The organism is Thermosediminibacter litoriperuensis (assembly GCF_008124715.1).
Taxonomy (GTDB): Bacteria; Bacillota; Thermosediminibacteria; order Thermosediminibacterales; family Thermosediminibacteraceae; genus Thermosediminibacter; species Thermosediminibacter litoriperuensis.
Map to the genome: position 1 here is coordinate 1 of NZ_VNHO01000038.1, position 16,402 is coordinate 16,402.

The 16,402-nt window shown below is 41.0% G+C and carries 16 protein-coding genes; 14 read left to right on the forward strand and 2 right to left on the reverse strand.

Annotation, left to right across the window (positions count from 1 at the left end; translation table 11 throughout):
* Positions 1-383 precede the first annotated feature (383 nt).
* From LZ11_RS11200 to holA, 10 genes are all read left to right on the forward strand, one after another.
* A complete protein-coding gene (locus LZ11_RS11200; RefSeq protein WP_148867962.1) occupies positions 384-1,229 on the forward strand; it encodes an oxamate carbamoyltransferase subunit AllH family protein in 846 nt (281 codons plus the stop codon).
* A 20-nt stretch (positions 1,230-1,249) separates the two neighbouring features.
* Entirely contained in the window at positions 1,250-2,785 is a 1,536-nt protein-coding gene (fdrA, locus tag LZ11_RS11205; RefSeq protein ID WP_148867963.1) for an acyl-CoA synthetase FdrA, read from the forward strand.
* Positions 2,786-2,804: 19 nt separating this feature from the next.
* On the forward strand, positions 2,805-2,975 hold the full coding sequence (locus tag LZ11_RS12430) for a fdrA domain protein (protein WP_148867964.1): 171 nt from the start codon (positions 2,805-2,807) through the stop codon (positions 2,973-2,975).
* 25 nt (positions 2,976-3,000) lie between these two features.
* A complete protein-coding gene (locus tag LZ11_RS11215) occupies positions 3,001-4,248 on the forward strand; it encodes a YlbE family protein (RefSeq protein WP_148867965.1) in 1,248 nt (415 codons plus the stop codon).
* 68 nt (positions 4,249-4,316) lie between these two features.
* Entirely contained in the window at positions 4,317-5,099 is a 783-nt protein-coding gene (locus LZ11_RS11220; RefSeq protein WP_148867966.1) for a cyclase family protein, read from the forward strand.
* A gap of 7 nt (positions 5,100-5,106) precedes the next feature.
* Positions 5,107-6,054 (forward strand): carbamate kinase, encoded by a 948-nt coding sequence (gene arcC / locus LZ11_RS11225; RefSeq protein WP_148867967.1) that lies wholly within the window; start codon positions 5,107-5,109, stop codon positions 6,052-6,054.
* A gap of 27 nt (positions 6,055-6,081) precedes the next feature.
* Positions 6,082-6,966: a carbon-nitrogen hydrolase family protein gene (locus LZ11_RS11230; RefSeq protein WP_148867968.1), complete on the forward strand. Its 885-nt coding sequence runs from the start codon at positions 6,082-6,084 to the stop codon at positions 6,964-6,966.
* 114 nt (positions 6,967-7,080) lie between these two features.
* Entirely contained in the window at positions 7,081-8,742 is a 1,662-nt protein-coding gene (locus LZ11_RS11235; RefSeq protein WP_148867969.1) for a PucR family transcriptional regulator, read from the forward strand.
* 171 nt (positions 8,743-8,913) lie between these two features.
* On the forward strand, positions 8,914-11,232 hold the full coding sequence (locus tag LZ11_RS11240) for a DNA internalization-related competence protein ComEC/Rec2 (RefSeq protein ID WP_148867970.1): 2,319 nt from the start codon (positions 8,914-8,916) through the stop codon (positions 11,230-11,232).
* 19 nt (positions 11,233-11,251) lie between these two features.
* Positions 11,252-12,238, forward strand: a complete 987-nt coding sequence (holA, locus tag LZ11_RS11245) for a DNA polymerase III subunit delta (RefSeq protein WP_170240374.1) — start codon at positions 11,252-11,254, stop codon at positions 12,236-12,238.
* A 36-nt stretch (positions 12,239-12,274) separates the two neighbouring features.
* Here the strand turns inward: holA and LZ11_RS11250 are convergent, their stop codons facing one another.
* Positions 12,275-12,961, reverse strand: a complete 687-nt coding sequence (locus tag LZ11_RS11250) for a hypothetical protein (protein ID WP_148867972.1) — start codon at positions 12,959-12,961, stop codon at positions 12,275-12,277.
* 112 nt (positions 12,962-13,073) lie between these two features.
* On the reverse strand, positions 13,074-13,346 hold the full coding sequence (rpsT, locus tag LZ11_RS11255) for a 30S ribosomal protein S20 (RefSeq protein WP_148867973.1): 273 nt from the start codon (positions 13,344-13,346) through the stop codon (positions 13,074-13,076).
* 126 nt (positions 13,347-13,472) lie between these two features.
* On the opposite strand from rpsT, the gene LZ11_RS11260 reads away from it, so the two are divergent.
* The 4 genes from LZ11_RS11260 to LZ11_RS11275 form a co-directional block, all read left to right on the forward strand.
* Positions 13,473-13,799 carry a phage holin family protein gene (locus LZ11_RS11260; RefSeq protein WP_148867974.1) on the forward strand — a complete coding sequence of 109 codons (327 nt, stop codon included), beginning with the start codon at positions 13,473-13,475 and terminating at the stop codon, positions 13,797-13,799.
* Positions 13,800-13,809: 10 nt separating this feature from the next.
* Positions 13,810-14,781 (forward strand): GPR endopeptidase, encoded by a 972-nt coding sequence (gene gpr, locus LZ11_RS11265; protein WP_148867975.1) that lies wholly within the window; start codon positions 13,810-13,812, stop codon positions 14,779-14,781.
* Positions 14,782-14,842: 61 nt separating this feature from the next.
* Positions 14,843-15,997 (forward strand): stage II sporulation protein P, encoded by a 1,155-nt coding sequence (spoIIP, locus tag LZ11_RS11270; RefSeq protein ID WP_148867976.1) that lies wholly within the window; start codon positions 14,843-14,845, stop codon positions 15,995-15,997.
* A gap of 147 nt (positions 15,998-16,144) precedes the next feature.
* Positions 16,145-16,402 (forward strand): transposase (locus LZ11_RS11275; protein WP_187695081.1); only part of this gene is annotated, 258 nt, incomplete at its 3' end.

The window sequence follows — 16,402 nt, forward strand, 5'->3', positions numbered from 1 at the left end:
TCTTGATAGATATACTTGCGTATAGTTTTTCGGTCTTTTTGGAACTCCCGGGCTATCTCGCTGATATTTTGCCCTTTCATAAAGAACGCTTTTCTGATATTATCAATATGGGTCATTGTGAGCATCCTCCAATCCTCCCTTGCAGTTAAGATTTCCCTAACTACAAGGGTAAAGGTTTTTAGGGGTGCCTGCAATGACCTTTGCAAATTTGGGGATTTTTGAGTTGCAAAAGTGGGGATTTTATTTTGCAACTCTGTCCATTTTAATTATGCAATAAACAATCATATAATAAAAAATTAGAACATATATTGTGATGATTTAACAAAGGAATAATTTCAGAGAGATAGAATTAAACAAACATAGAGAATAAATGGGGATATTATATGAAATATCTTAAAGCTTTTGCGGGGAAAAATGCGTTAAGAATTTTATCTTCTAAAAAAGTGGGCAAAATTCATTCGGTTTTTAAAAATGCATTTAACATTTTATATGATGATGCGATTATAGGGATTGTAAAGAATGAGGATTATGTAGGTCTATATAACATTTCAGTAAACTATGAGGGAAATTTTGAACAATTGTTAAGAAATTGGAGAGAAGTAAATATAACTTTTGAAAATAATATTTTATTTTTTGGTAAAACACCTTTATTTAATTTGTTTGAAATTGAAGAATTCAGTCTCTTAAATTACGTAAAAAAGAAAGTGGTTCAAATAGAGCGAAAATATGATAAGGAAGACGTATTAAATAAAATAGAATTTCTCGAAAAAATTTTGGACACTAAACTTACCCAAATGGGGGATGATTTAATCATATCAAAGGTGATAGATAAAATAAAAAGATTTGAGTCAAGCGATATTTCTAAGTTAATAGGTCTTGGGCCAGGCTTAACTCCTGCTGGTGATGATTTTATAAGCGGATATATGATGGGAACGAATTTTTTACATTATTTAAACGGGAAAAATATAATGCCTTTAATTAAGGAAAATTTGAAATCGCTAAAACTTTATAAAGACAAAACAAATTTGATAAGTTTTCATATGCTTAAAACCTCTGCCGTGTTTGGAGGTCCTAAAATTGCTATTGATTTGCTGATAAGCCTTTTTCATCCTGATGAGCAACCTTTTTTGAAAGATAACTTCAATAAACTATTGGATATTGGAGCTACATCAGGATATTTTTGGGCTTCAGGGATAATAAAGAGCATTAAGAAATTTGAGGAGGTGTAAGCCGGTATTACCGGGATAAAATGATTAAAGAAATAGTTATTAAAAAGAACTCTTTTTTTGATTCAGTTATGCTCATGACCATTTCCAGAGAAGTGAAAAACATTGAAGGTATAAAAGAAGCTGTTGTTGTAATGGCTACTGATTTCAATAAGGAAACATTGAAAAATGTGGACCTTGTAAACGATGAAGTAATGGAAGCCACACCAAGTGATTTAATCATTGCTTTAAAGGGAGAAAGTGAAGACGCAATTCAAACAGCGAAAGATAAAGTAGAAGAGATGCTCACAAAACGGACACAAGCTCAGGGAAGCGAATACAATCCAAAAACATTAGAAATGGCCCTTCAGATGGCTCCCGATTCAAATCTTGCGCTAATTTCGGTGCCGGGCATGTATGCAGCCGAAGAAGCAAGGAAGGCTTTGGAAGCCGGGCTTCATGTAATGCTTTTCAGTGATAATGTTTCTTTGGAAGATGAAATAAAATTAAAGAAACTTGCCCAGGAAAAAGGTCTTTTGATGATGGGCCCTGACTGCGGAACTGCAATTATAAACGGAGTTCCTTTGGCTTTTGCAAATAAAGTAAAAAGGGGCAAAATCGGAATAGTAGGAGCATCCGGTACTGGCACCCAAGAAGTGTCATCAATAATTACAAGGCTTGGTGGCGGCGTTTCCCAGGTTATAGGTACCGGCGGCAGGGACTTAAAAGCCGAAGTTGGCGGTATTATGATGATAATGGGAATAGAGGCTTTAATTAACGATGACGAGACAGATGTTATAGTACTCATTTCCAAACCGCCAGCAAAAGAAGTGATGGAAAAGGTTATTGAAAAGGCAAAGGGTACTCAAAAGAAATTTATCGTCCATTTTATAGGTGCAGATTTATCCTTCGCTGAAAAATATGGATTGGAAACTGCATCTACCCTTGAAGAGACAGCCTTTAAAGCTTATGAGGCTTGCTATGGCAAAATTGCAGAACTTCCATATGAGGAAGAGGTTAGAATTGATATAGAAAAAATTAGGGAAACCTTGAAGCCTTCGCAGAGATACATTAGAGGTCTTTATTCTGGAGGAAGTCTTTGCGATGAAGCTATGGTACTGATGAAAAAGAAATTTTCTAAAGTATATTCAAATATTGCCCTTACAGAGGAAGAAAAACTTCCTTCAAAGGATCAAAGTATAAAACATACGGTAATAGATATGGGTGATGATGAATTTACGCGTGGCAAACCGCACCCCATGATCGACTATACTCAAAGGGTAGAAAGGATATTCAAGGAAGCCGAATCGGAGGAAGTAGCGGTTATTCTGTTGGATGTGGTGCTCGGATACGGTGCTCACAAAGACCCTGCCTCCGAATTGGTACCAGCTATTAACAAGACTCGGGAAATTGCTGAAAGTAAGGGAAGCAATATAGTATTTGTTGTTGCTCTTTGCGGAACCTATGAAGATCCTCAAGATTACAAAAAACAAAAAGAAGAATTAGAGAAGGCAGGAGCAATAGTTGCAACAACGAATAAAAGGGCAGTGGAGATAGCTATGTCCATCGTTGAGGCGTGAAATCAAGGAGGTGACATAATTGTCAAAAATTAATGAGCTTTTTAAAAAAGAGCTTAAAGTCGTAAATATAGGAATAACAGGGTTTAGGGACGATCTTAAAAGCTTAAGCGTTTCTGTTGTACATGTAGAGTTTAGGCCTCCAGCAGGTGGGAATGCTAAACTTTTGTCTATCCTTAAGAAATTAAAATAAATTAACAACAAAGGAGGAAAAAAGATTGGTTGATATTGAAAGGGCTAATCAAGAAGCAGTTGAAAGATTTTTAAACAGCCAACCGGTCTTGGTTGGTGTAGGCAGAGCCTTGGATGTAATCCCTGGTATGACACCTAAAACAATATTACATGCAGGGCCACCTGTTTCTTGGGAGAGGATGTCTGGACCTTTAAGAGGCGCAATAATAGGGGCATTAATTTACGAAGGACTTGCAAAAGATGAACAAGAAGCAATAGAACTTGCAAGTTCTGGAGAAATTACCTTTGATTCTTGCCATCACCACAATGCAGTAGGTCCTATGGCGGGTGTCACGTCTCCTTCTATGCCGGTTTTCATAGTAGAGAATAAAACCTACAGCAATAAAGCCTATTGCAATATGAATGAAGGCCTTGGAAAAGCTTTGCGCTTTGGAGCTTATGGTGAAGATGTAATTAAAAGATTAAAATGGATGGAACAGGTTCTTGGTCCGGCAATAAAGGATGCCTTAGAAATTGTAGGAGAAATAGATGTTAAGAACTTACAAGTTCAAGCACTTATGATGGGTGATGAATGCCACAACAGAAATAGAGCGGGAACATCTTTGTTCTTACGACAGATTGCACCGGGCCTTGTAAAAAGCAGTCTTCCTAAGGAAGATATTGCAAAAGTATTTGAATTCATAAATGGTAACGACCATTTCTTCTTAAATCTTTCGATGGCAGCTTGTAAGGCAACAGCAGATTCAGCAAAAGGTATTAAAGGAAGCACAATAGTCTACACCATGGCAAGAAATGGTACAGACTTTGGTATCAGGGTTAGTGGCCTTGGTGAGAGATGGTTTACAGCACCAGCCGAAAAAGTAAGAGGTCTTTACTTCCCTGGATTTGGGCCAGAAGATGCAAACCCTGATATTGGTGACAGCGTTATTTCCGAAACCATAGGCATTGGTGGCTTTGCAATGGCTGCTGCACCGGCGATTGTACAGTTTGTCGGTGGTACAGTAAAAGATGCTATTAATTATACTCAAAGCATGTATGAGATAACAATAGCCGAAAATAATGCCTATAGGATTCCCTACCTTGATTTTAGAGGCACACCTACAGGAATTGATATTAGGAAAGTTATCGAAACGGCAATTTTACCAATTATTAATACAGGAATTGCTCACAAAAATCCCGGGGTGGGTCAGGTAGGTGCCGGGCTGGTAAATCCGCCTATGAAGTGTTTTGAAGATGCTTTAATTGCCTTTGCAGAGGAATATAATATAGAGTAATAGGCAGTTGAGGACGGATAAGGGCATTATAAAAAATTTAACAATAAAAATTTTAGGAGGTAAAGTGTATGAGCTTTTTAGAAAAAGTAAAAATGTATGATTTAACTCAGCCTTTGAGTCATCTTACGCCGCCATGGCCGACTTACGAGCCACTGCAAATAAAATTCTTTAAGAGACTTGCACCGAATGGGGCAAATGGCCAGCTTATTACTACTAGCAACCATGTAGGTACACACTTGGACGGAGAACTCCATTTCTGCACTAATGGAAGGGATATTGCAAGCCTTCCCCTCGACTTCTTGGTAGGTCCAGGTGTAGTTGTTGATATAAGTGACATTGCTGAAGACTATGGAATATACACTCCTAAGGACATTATGGAGAGAGCAGATGTAAGAGAAGGAGATATTTTGATTATTCATACAGGGTATCATCATTATGCTTGGGACCAGCCGAATGCAGATGAGATTAAATACATGATTAAGCATCCAGGGCCAACAATGGAATTTGCTGAATGGTGCATAAAAATGAAAATTAAATGGATCGGTGTTGACTGTGGTTCCGCCGATCACCCCATGAATACAAAAATTAGAGAATGGATGCCAAATCAAGCAAAAGAAGCGGACAAATATTTAAAAGAAAAATATGGAAAAGGTTTAGACGAGTTCTTCCCGGCCAGCCATTATCAACTAATGCATATAAAACTATTCCCATATGGAATTATCCATGCTGAAAACTTAGGTGGAGATATCGATAAGCTATTAAACAAGAGAACGGTAATCGGATGCTTCCCATGGAGATTTGTTGGTGGGGAGTCCTCGATATGTAGAATTGTAGCTTTCCATGAGGAGTAGTGGAGATATGAACGGTAAAAAGGTTGTAATAGCTTTAGGAGGAAACGCAATCCTGCAACCGGGACAAAAAGGCACCTTTGAAAGTCAATTAGAAAACATTAAAATTACAGCAAAACAGCTGGTTAGCCTCGTTGAACGAGGCTACCAGCTTCTTATAACCCATGGTAACGGACCACAAGTAGGACAAATATTGTTACAGCAAAAAGCAGCAGAAAAAGATGGTATTCCACCTATGCCGCTTCATGCCTGTGGTTCATTTACTCAAGGTTTATTAGGATATATGATACAGCAGTGTTTGTATAATGAAATAAAAAAAATTGGAATTAAAAAGCCTGTTGTTACTGTTGTAACTCAAGTCTTGGTATCAAAAGACGATCCTGCATTTAAAAATCCCACAAAACCTATAGGACCGTTTTATTCGGAAGCGCATGCAAGAAAAGCAATGGAAGAATTTGGAGAAATATGGAAAGAAGATAGCGGTCGAGGCTGGAGAAGGGTTGTTGCGTCGCCTGAGCCAAAGTCAATAATAGAAATAGAAGCAATAAAAACCCTTCTTTCTCAGGGCGCAATAGTTATAGCAAGCGGTGGCGGAGGAATTCCCGTTGTATTGGATGACAATGGTCAATTAATTGGAGTAAATGCAGTTATTGATAAAGACCTTGCCGCTGAAAGAATGGCTGAAGAAATTGATGCAGATATTTTTGTGATTTTAACTGATGTACCTTATGTAGCAATAAATTACAAAAAGCCGAACCAGAAAAATTTAACAAATATAACATTAACTGAAATTAAAAAGTATTTTGAAGAAGGTCATTTCAAAGAAGGAAGTATGGGTCCTAAGGTTAAAGCAGTGATGAGATTCGTCGAAAATAAAAAGAAAACAGCAGTTATTACTTCGCTTGATAATGCTTTGCAAGCTGTAGAAGGAACATTCGGGACAGTGGTTAGTCCGTAGTAAAAGATACTAAGGCGGTGTTTTAGCATGAAAGAATTTACAGTCTGTGGTGTGCAAATAGCTGCAAAACCCAATGATATAGATTACAATGTGAAAAAAATAAAGGAATGGGCGAGAAAAGCAAAGGAAAAACATAATCCGGAATTAATAGTTTTTCCGGAAACAGCGACAACAGGGTTTACCCCTAATATGCCCGTTTCCGAGTTTTATAAAATGTTGGACCCGATACCAGGGAGAGTTACCGATGACATGGTGAAGCTTTCGAAGGAAATAAATTCATATCTTGTCTTGCCGATGTACGAAAAGGGAGAGGCACAGGATGTTATATATAATAGCGCTGTTGTTATTGGGCCAACAGAAGGGATTATAGGTATTTATAGAAAAACACATCTTTTTCCTACGGAGAGATTAAGAGCCGGTGGATGGTCAACACCAGGTAAAGAAGCCCCCGTATTTGAATTGCCTTTTTGCAAGCTTGGGATAATGATTTGTTATGATGGAGATTTCCCGGAACTCGCAAGAGAATTGGTAGTAAAAGGGGCGGAAGTGATAGTAAGGCCTTCTGCCCTTTTAAGAAGCTTTGAAATTTGGGAATTAACAAATAAGGCAAGGGCTTATGATAATCATGTGTATGTAGTAGCCGTAAACGCTGTAGGTCCTGATGCGGCAAATAATTATTATTTTGGGCACAGCATGATAATAAACCCAATTGCTCAAAAGTTAGCCCAAGCAAGGGGTACCGAAGAGATAATTTATGCGAAACTTGATCCCGATCCCATAAAATACGTTACTTACGGTGCTGAAACGCCTATGATATTTGACCATGTTGAGGACAGGAATTTGCAAGTTTACAAAGATCTATTAAAAAATTCAAAGTGCCCCTTTGAGCCTGCAAAAAGAATACCTTATTAGAACCGCCATTTTTGGGCGGTTTTTTAATGAAAAAAAATTGAATTACAAAAAGGAAAATTAAACTTTTTGTCGAAATTTAGCAAATAGGCAATTCCCATTATGGGGGAATAATAAATGGATCAAATTGGTATAACTGTTAAGGAAGTATTAGAAAAAAAGCTTTTAGGTAGTGCAGAATTAATTGCAGGGGAAACTGGCCTAAATAAAGTGATTACAAGGGTCAATATAATGGAAGTTCCTGACATAATAAACTGGGTAAAACCGGGCGAGCTTTTATTTACTACCGTTTACTCTATAAAAGATGATTTTGAAGCACAAAAAGCTCTAATTCCTGCTCTCCATCAGAAAGGCCTTGCGGCAATAGGAATTAAACCCGGGAGGTATATAAAGGATATACCAGATGTAATGATAAGAGCTGCTGATAAATTGGGATTTCCTTTAATTAAAATTCCTTTCGAAATGACTTTTCCAGACTTAATGTTGCCTATTTTGCGTGAAATTTTTGATAAGCAAGCAAGCTTTTTAGAAAGACTTGATGAAGTTCACGAAAAATTGATGAATGTAGTGATAAATGGTGGAGGACTTAAAGAAATTACATCAACTCTTTCCGATTTATTAAAAGCACATATATTGATTAAGGAAGAAGTATTTGGAAATTATTATTTTAGCAGTGAGGAAATAAAAAATATATACGAGGATTCAGCTAAAACATTGGTTTGCAAAAGAAAAGGAGCTTTCGAATACGAGATTTTTGAGATGGAAATGAAAGATAGTAAAGTAAATGTTATAAAGGTGCCTATAATGGCTGCAGGGCAAAATTATGGTGAGATATTCGTTTTCGAGAAAAAGGGTAAAATTACAAATTTTGAAATTAGTATTATTGAGAGAACATCAACTATTTTAGCTTTCTATTTAACCAAAGAAATTGCTGCAAAAGAAGTAGAAATGAAATATAAATCTGGTTTCATTGACGACCTTTTATCTAATGATGTAAACAGAAGAGGTTCTGCTGTTGAAAGAGGTGCTATTTTCGGTTTTGATGCATCAAAGCAATATATTGTAATTTTATTGGAAATAGCAAATATAGAAAAAGAATTAAGAAATATCAATGAAAATTCAAAACAAGAAAGATTAAAAAATCGAATAATGTTTGCTATTAATTGCTTATTAGAAGAAAAGGGAGCGATAATTGCCACTAAAATGGATATGATGATAATTCTGTTACCAATACCTCCTAATAAAATGAATGACATAGAAATTAAAAAGTATTCAAAGAATTTAGGTAAAGAAATATTAAAAAATATACAAGATAACTTATCAGAAGTAAATTTAACATTGGCAATGGGCAGATTCTATAAAAACATTACAGACATATACAAAAGCTATCAGGATGCCAAAAAAGCCTTAATGATAGGGAACATATTGGACAAAAAAAATGAAGTGATACATTTTGATGATTTAGGTATTTTTAGGTTATTTTATCAAAACTCTGAAAGAGATGAAATGATAAAATTTTATAATGAATATATTGAGCCCATAGTAAAGTATGATGAGAACCACGGTACTGAACTTTTAAAAACCTTAGAATCATATTTTAAATGTAATGGGAATTTAAAACAAATTTCTAAAGACTTATATACCCACTACAATACAATAATTTACAGGATTCAAAAGATACAGGAAATATTAGGGGTAAACTTAAAAGATGCTAAAGATAGGCTAAATATCGAGGTGGCTCTTCAAATTTATAAAATTATAGATAAAAAACAAATATAGGGAAGTAAGGAATTATTTAACTTGCCGTCCCTCACTTCACCTTACGTGCTATTCGGTATACGGTGGCTGATAAAGTATCAAATTTTATGTTAAAATCCTTCTCCGGTCCCCTTTTTTAGGTGTCAAAGATACGGTTAAATATGTTAACATCGGTAATGGGGAGGTAAGGCTATGTACCGCCCCTTTTTATTTGTCTTTATATTTTTTGCTGCAGGCATCGTTGCTGGAGAATACATAAAAATTGTATGGCACTTCGCTTTGGCGCTTATAGCCGGCTTCGGACTTTATTTTTTTGCACGGGATTTTCGAAAGACGATTTTTCTAGGAATTTTTATATTCGCAGCCGGGGCTTTGTACCATAATTTCTGGTCCGCCGGTATGGAGGGCACCATCGCAAATTATGCGGGAAATTGTAGAACCGTAATAGGTGTTGTGGCTTCGCCGCCGGAGGTTGATGAAACAAAGACAGCTTACGAGATTAAGACCCTATATATTTTACAGGGCGGAAAATACATCAAAGCTCCGGGCAGAATTCGCGTTTCGGTAGTCCATAAAGATTCGGCGGGGGTATTGAATTACGGCGATGTGGTGGAGTTTTCAGGCTATCTCCGTATGCCCACCAACTATGAAAATCCCGGAGGATTCGACTACAGGGGGTACCTGGCGCGAAAGGGCATAACGGCAACGATGTTTTCCCGGGAAATGAAATATATGGGCAGGGATGATGTAAACCCGCTGGTAAAAACCGCCCTGGGCATCAGGGACGGGATACAGGATTTTTACCGGAAGCATCTCCCGCCGAAAATGGCAGCCTTGTTGACGGGAATAGTTCTGGGCCTCAAGGGGGACATCCCCGCCGATACCCTGAAAGCTTTCAGCGATGGCGGAGTTATACACGTGCTGGCGGCGTCGGGTTTAAACGTAACTATCGTTTACGCTGCCATACAGAGGGTTTTAAATTTTTTCAACCTTTCCCCGGCGTTTTGTTTTTTTGCAGGTAGTGCCGCCGTTTTATTTTATTCTCTCATGGCAGGAATGTCGCCGCCCGTGTTGAGAGCAGCTTTAATGCTGGAAGTGGTCATGCTGGGCCGGCTGGTCGGGAGAAAGAGCGACCCGGTGAACAGCCTTTGTTTTGCAGGGTTTTTGCTCCTGTTGATAAACACCTATAACATCTTTTCGGCGAGTTTTCAGCTGTCCTTTGCGGCGACTCTGGGCTTAATCCTGTTTTACAGGCCTTTAAAGCACCTTTTTTCTTCGACTCCTGCCTTTTTTCGCGACTCCGCGGCGGCCATTTTATCCGCCCAGCTGCTGCTTTTGCCTTTTTCGGCCTATTATTTTCATAAAGTATCCCTGATAGGGTTTTTGCTCAACTTTATAATAGTCCCGCTGACCGGCATGGCCCTCATCGGCGGGCTTCTTTCGGGGATAATGAATTTTCTGATTCCCGTGCTTTCGGTTCCGATTATAAAAGTCACTGGCTTATTGCTTTTCATAATTGAGCGGATAACGGCTTTCGGTGCAGGTTTGCCTTTTGCGGCTGTAGCGATTCCGTCGCCGGGCCTCCTGGTATTTATCGCTTATCTTGCACTGATCGCTATAGCTTTCGATCAAATCGCGATAGCCTCGAATATTGACAGGAGGCTTAAAACAGCGGTCGCCGGAGCCCTGATAATAATTTTGGCTGTGAGCGTTTTCTCAACAGAACCGGGGTTTGAGGTAACCTTTCTGGATGTGGGGCAGGGAGATTGCATTTTTATAAAAACCGACGATGGAGGAACCGTCCTCATAGACGGCGGCGGCATGCCTTCTCATTACGTTGGGGATTTTGACGTGGGAAGGGATGTGGTTCTGCCCTATCTATACGACAGGGGTATTCGAAAGCTGGACGTAGTAGTATTCAGCCATTTTGACTCCGATCACGCCGGCGGCCTTTTATCGATTATGAAGGAACTGGAAGTGAAAACCGTGGTGATCGGACATCCGGATGGGTCGGAAATATTCAGGAAGATGATGGAAATCGCCGGCCGGAAAAACATACCGGTTTTAACGGTTGCAAGGGGCGATACGTTCCGGGTGGGGAGTGCCGTCTTTCTTGTTTTGAACCCGGAAAGGAACAGTATGTCCGGAGAAGATAATGACAATTCGGTGGTATTGAAGATGTTTTTCAGGGGATTCAGATTTTTATTTACCGGTGATCTGGGATTTGAAGGGGAAAAAGATATAATCGGTGCAGGGTATGACGTTCGGGCCGATGTGATTAAAATCGGACACCACGGCAGTGCCGCTTCCACTTCGGTTGAATTCCTCACCAGAGTCAATCCCGCCTTTGCGGTCATCTCGGTGGGAGAAAATAACAGCTTCGGCCATCCTGCTCCCAGAGTTATTGAGCTTCTAGAAAGTCAAAAGGTTAAAGTGTACAGAACCGATATTCACGGAGCCGTTAGCTTTAAAATCAAAGGAAATGATGTTAAAATATATACGAATAATTAACCCGAAAGAGGAATTAATAATGAGCGACCTTTATTTATTTTACGGTCGGGAAAAGCTGCTTATAAAAGAAGCGATCGAAAAAATCAAAGATAAATACGTGCCTGCAGCGTTTCAAACGGTGGATTGGCTGGCTCTTGACGGAGAAGATGTTACCTATGACGAGATAGTGAATATTTGTAGAGTAGCGCCTATGATGGCGCCCAAAAGGGTTGTATCGATTTATAACGCCGTATTTCTTGAGGAAGGCAGGAGGTCAACAGAAAAAAGCGGCGGGGGCGGAGAAGCACGTCTCCTGGAATTATTGGAAAACATCCCGCCGTATTTATGCCTCATTTTCTCGGCGGAAAAAGTCGACAGGCGCAAAAAAATTTACAAAGTTATACAGCAAAAGGGCATCGTAAAGGAGTTTTCGAGTTTGAACTTCAAAGATAAGGTCCGCTGGATACAGACCCGTTCGGCGAAATACGGCAAGCCCATGGATCAGTCGGCCGCCGTTTATATGGCCCAGTTTACCGCCGACCTCTACCACGTGGACGGAGAAATAAAAAAGGCGGTATCGTATGCTGCTGACAGGGATGAAGTTGAAAAAAGGGACCTGGATGATATTATGTCCAAGTCGACAGAAGCAAACATCTTCGAGCTCATAGACTGCCTGACCGAGGGAAAAGTTCCCGCTGCCGTTAAAATTTTAAACGACCTTATCTATTCCGGCGAAAAGGTTTTGGTGATCCTCTTCATGGTCTCCAGACATTTCATGAACCTGCTGGCGGTTAAGGCAAACGAGGGTCTTGCTTTTCATGAACTCCAGACCGCTCTCAATATACATCCTTTTGCATTGAAAAAAATGATTATACAGGCAAAAAATTTTTCCACAGAACAAATTATAAATGTTTTGGAACTTTGTCAACAGCTTGATATTGATTTGAAAAAGGGCCGCATAGAAGAAAAAAAAGGGCTGGAAATGCTGCTGGCAAAAATAGTTCAAACAAGAGAAGGTCACCCCTGAATTGAGGGTGACCTGTAGGATTTAGTACCTCGGAGGCTATTGTTTTCTTGCCGGTGCCACGGGCTTGACCGTGTGCTGGCCGAATTCCCGGTTATAAGCGGATGCCCTGTACTGTTCCTGGTTTGGATTGGCCGGCGTCACTGCCTGTGCAGTATGCTGACCGAATTCCTGGTTGTAAGCCTGAGCCCTGTACTGATTATAATTCGGCTTGGCCGGTGACACCGCCTGTGCAGTATGCTGACCGAATTCCTGGTTGTAAGCCTGAGTCCTGTACTGATCATAATTCGGCTTGGCCGGTGCCACCGCCTGTGCAGTATGCTGGCCGAATTCCCGGTTGTAGGCCTGAGCCCTGTACTGCTGGTAATCGGCCCTGGCCGGAGTTACCGTATGAGCCGTATGCTGGGCTGCACCCATAGTCTGCCGGTCCGTTTGAACCATCTGGGTGGCCAGCTCACGGGTCAACGAAGTCAGCTGCTGCAACTGTTTAGTCGAATCGCTGCACATCTTTTGAATCATATTGAGCTGCTCGGTAGCTTTCTGTTCCGCCTGCTGAAGCTGCTGCAACCTCTGAGCCGTATTGGATTCCGCGGAAATCAACTGTCCCAGCTGGCTGGAGTTATTGCTTTCCGCCCGCTGCAAATCGTTGACCATCTGGATTACGGCGTTAAGATTCTGCTGGAATTGCTGAAGCTGCTGTTGAAGCTGTAGGATTCTACCGTCCACGGCAACCACCTCCGGGTTTAATTTTTAAAATCCTACATTTTTATGTTCCCACGAATATTTTAGATTACACCTGGAAATAAAAAACGCGTAAGGCTATAGCTTACGCGTGGAATTAAACGGCAATGCTTTGTTCTTTTAATTTTTTATATAAACTGGACTTTTTGCGGGCTGCCGCGTTTTTGTGGATTACACCTTTTGAAGCGGCCTTATCAAGGGCTTTAACGGCACCGATGAGGGCGCTTTTAATGTTTTCTACATCCTGTGATTTCAGCGCTTCGTTGAATTTTTTGATCGCAGCCTTTATCTTTGACTTAACAAGCCGGTTCCGCAGCGTCCTCTTCTTGGCCTGGCGCATCTTCTTTTTAGCAGATGCTGTATTTGGCAAACGTTTCACCCCCTTAAAAACACTAAACCTATTTTATCATTTCATCCATTAAAATGCAACCCGTATATTATGAAAATCTCGAGGTATGCTATAAAAAGAGTAAAATTTTATTTGGAGGGAAAAGATATGGTGGGAATGATCATCAGGTTTATCGTATCAGCATTGGTTTTAATGCTTATCAGCTTTTTGCTGCCCGGTTTTCAGGTAGCGGGTTTTACTGGAGCGCTGATTGCAGCCATTGTAATAGCCATACTGGGCTTTATCGCTGAAAGTTTACTCGGAGAAAAGATTTCACCTCAGAATCGGGGTATTGTAGGTTTTATAACCGCAGCGGTTGTAATCTATTTTGCCCAGTTCCTGGTACCGGCTATGAGAGTAACTTGGTGGGGTGCCCTTCTGGCATCGCTGGTGATAGGAATAGTCGACGCTTTCGTACCTACCGAACTTCGATAAGGGGGGATAAATTATAAACATAAGGACTGACCTTGCTATAGAAGCCCGGGAGATGACCGGAAGAGAGGAGATCCCGGGCGTGCTTGTTGAAACGGAAAAATCCCAGGAAATGGCTATAAGCCGCGTTAGGATTATTAATGAAGACGGCGAGAAAGCTCTGGGTAAGCCAAAGGGTTATTACGTAACATTGGAGGTACCCAGACTCCGAGAGAAGGATCCTAAGTTGACCGAAGAGGTCAGCAAAAATCTGGCTGAAGAATTAAGATCTATGATAAATCTCCCGATCGAATCGACGGTACTCGTTATAGGCCTGGGTAACTGGAATGTAACCCCCGATTCACTAGGTCCAAAAGTGGTTGAAAGACTTATCGTCACAAAACATCTCATAGAGCTCATTCCAGAAAAATTTAACACCCGAAACGGCATCAGGCCCGTATGTGCTCTGGCTCCTGGAGTATTGGGAATAACGGGTATAGAAACGGGCGAAATAATAAGGGGTGTTGTGGAAAGGGTAAAGCCGGAGCTAATAATCGTAATCGACGCCCTTGCTTCCAGAAGCCTGGAGCGAATAAGCACTACGATCCAGATTTCCGACAGCGGCATACATCCCGGTTCTGGCGTCGGCAACAGGCGCATGGGTATTACGCGGAAAAGCATGGGCGTACCCGTAATAGCCATAGGGGTGCCGACGGTGGTCGATGCGGCGACGGTCGCCAGCGACACGCTGGAAATGTTGATATCCGAGTTTGAACGCCAAGCTCAGCCGGGATCCGAATTTTATAAAATGCTGAAGACATTAAACAGGGACGAAAAGTACCAGCTAATCCGGGAAGTACTTTCTCCTTTTGTCGGCGAACTGGTAGTAACGCCCAAGGAAATAGATTCGCTGATAGAAAATATTTCCAGAACCCTATCCGGCGGCCTTAATCTCGCCCTTCACCCTGGAATATCCTACGAAGAGGTCAGCACCTTTCTTCAATGAGGTTAAAAAAGCCTCATTTTTTTTATTTCCGATGAATATGTTTAACCGGAGGGTGATAAATTTGATCGACTTCAGGATAATAAGGATTAAAAAAACAATATTATACGCAGTGGCGGTTATACTGCTTTTCGCATTGGGTGTGGTGAGCGTAAAAACTGTTGTGAAAGAGTCCGCTCCAGTTTTCGGTGAATTCAAAGACCCTGCCCGTCTAAAGATTGTTGGAGATCTTGACAGCCGGGTCTTTCGAGCGTTTTTTTTGTGGGCGGTACCCGCCGCCAAGGCTTATACACCGGAAAACGTGGTTTTTTTTAACCCCGGTGAATCCTTTTTGAAATTTCAGGAAAGGATTGCGATTTTCGATTTTTTTAAGCCGAAGGGTTATCTCGGCTTTCAGATACCGCTTTTGAACCTGGTCAATATAGAACCGGCGCTGACCCCGGGTATAGAATCGCCCGAACAGGGAGTCGTAGAAAATGAACACGTGCCTTCAAATAACCCGCCGCCGGCGCCACCCGAAGATGAGGACAGCGATGTTGAACAGGTTACACCGGTGGCCGGTAAGCCTCTGGTGCTCGTCTATCACACCCATACCACAGAGTCTTACATGCCTTCTAAAGAATACGATTACAAGCCCAGAGACCAGGCCTTTCACGCTGACGACCTGAAATTTACGGTTGCCAGGGTGGGAGAAGTACTGACATCCGAATTGAACAGGCAGGGTATACCGACCATACATAACAAGACAGTCCACGACGTGCCCACTTATATGTACTCCTACTCGAATTCGCTGAAAACGGTAGAGGAAGTACTTAAGAAAAACCCCTCGATACAGATAGTGTTGGATATTCACAGGGACGCTCCCGTACCGGATCCTCAAAGGGCAAGGGAAATGACTACGGTAAAGATAGATAACAAGTACTATTCCAGGATAATGTTCGTAGTAGGCACAGACAAAATATTCCCGCATCCCCACTGGCGGGAAAACTATAAATTCGCGCTTGTTTTGCAGAACAAACTAGAAGAGCTATATCCCGGCATAACCAGAGAGATCGACCTCCGGGAACAGAGGTTCAACCAGCACGTTTCGAAAAAAGCTCTGCTAGTGGAAATAGGCAGTCATGGCAACACTATGGAAGAATCAATAGAATCGGCCAGGGCTTTTGCCAGAAGTCTAGCTGAGGTCATAAAAGACTTGAGCGAACCCGGCCGTGAATAAAAAATTGCCTCCGGTTAAAAATAATTTGTAAAGGTGTAAAGGGCTTTAGTTAAGTCCATATAATTGTGTAAAAAGGTGTTGAGCCACCCTCACCCCTCTGGTTAGAATTAAATTGTCAACCCAAAAACCTAACTGGAGGGATGAGAAATGGCTCAATATAATATTACCATCGATTCTGAAATTTTGCACCACCTTTTTCTAAAGGGAGCTAAAGATGAGGGGATGGCCAAACTATTGGAGTCCATACTCAACCAAATACTCCAAGCCCAGGCTACCGAACAAATAAAAGCAGAACCTTATGAAAGAACCGAAGAAAGACAAGCCTACCGTAACGGATACTATCCGAGAAATTTAGTCACCAGAGTCGGTACCCTTACGTTAAGGGTTCCCAGGCTCCGCAACGGT

Bases quoted from the DNA above. Each gene is read 5' to 3' on its own strand.
- LZ11_RS11200 (WP_148867962.1), top strand. From the start codon at position 384: ATGAAATATCTTAAAGCTTTTGCGGGGAAAAATGCGTTAAGAATTTTA.
- fdrA (WP_148867963.1), top strand. From the start codon at position 1,250: ATGATTAAAGAAATAGTTATTAAAAAGAACTCTTTTTTTGATTCAGTT.
- LZ11_RS11220 (WP_148867966.1), top strand. From the start codon at position 4,317: ATGAGCTTTTTAGAAAAAGTAAAAATGTATGATTTAACTCAGCCTTTG.
- arcC (WP_148867967.1), top strand. From the start codon at position 5,107: ATGAACGGTAAAAAGGTTGTAATAGCTTTAGGAGGAAACGCAATCCTG.
- LZ11_RS11230 (WP_148867968.1), top strand. From the start codon at position 6,082: ATGAAAGAATTTACAGTCTGTGGTGTGCAAATAGCTGCAAAACCCAAT.
- LZ11_RS11235 (WP_148867969.1), top strand. From the start codon at position 7,081: ATGGATCAAATTGGTATAACTGTTAAGGAAGTATTAGAAAAAAAGCTT.
- LZ11_RS11240 (WP_148867970.1), top strand. From the start codon at position 8,914: ATGTACCGCCCCTTTTTATTTGTCTTTATATTTTTTGCTGCAGGCATC.
- holA (WP_170240374.1), top strand. From the start codon at position 11,252: ATGAGCGACCTTTATTTATTTTACGGTCGGGAAAAGCTGCTTATAAAA.
- LZ11_RS11260 (WP_148867974.1), top strand. From the start codon at position 13,473: ATGGTGGGAATGATCATCAGGTTTATCGTATCAGCATTGGTTTTAATG.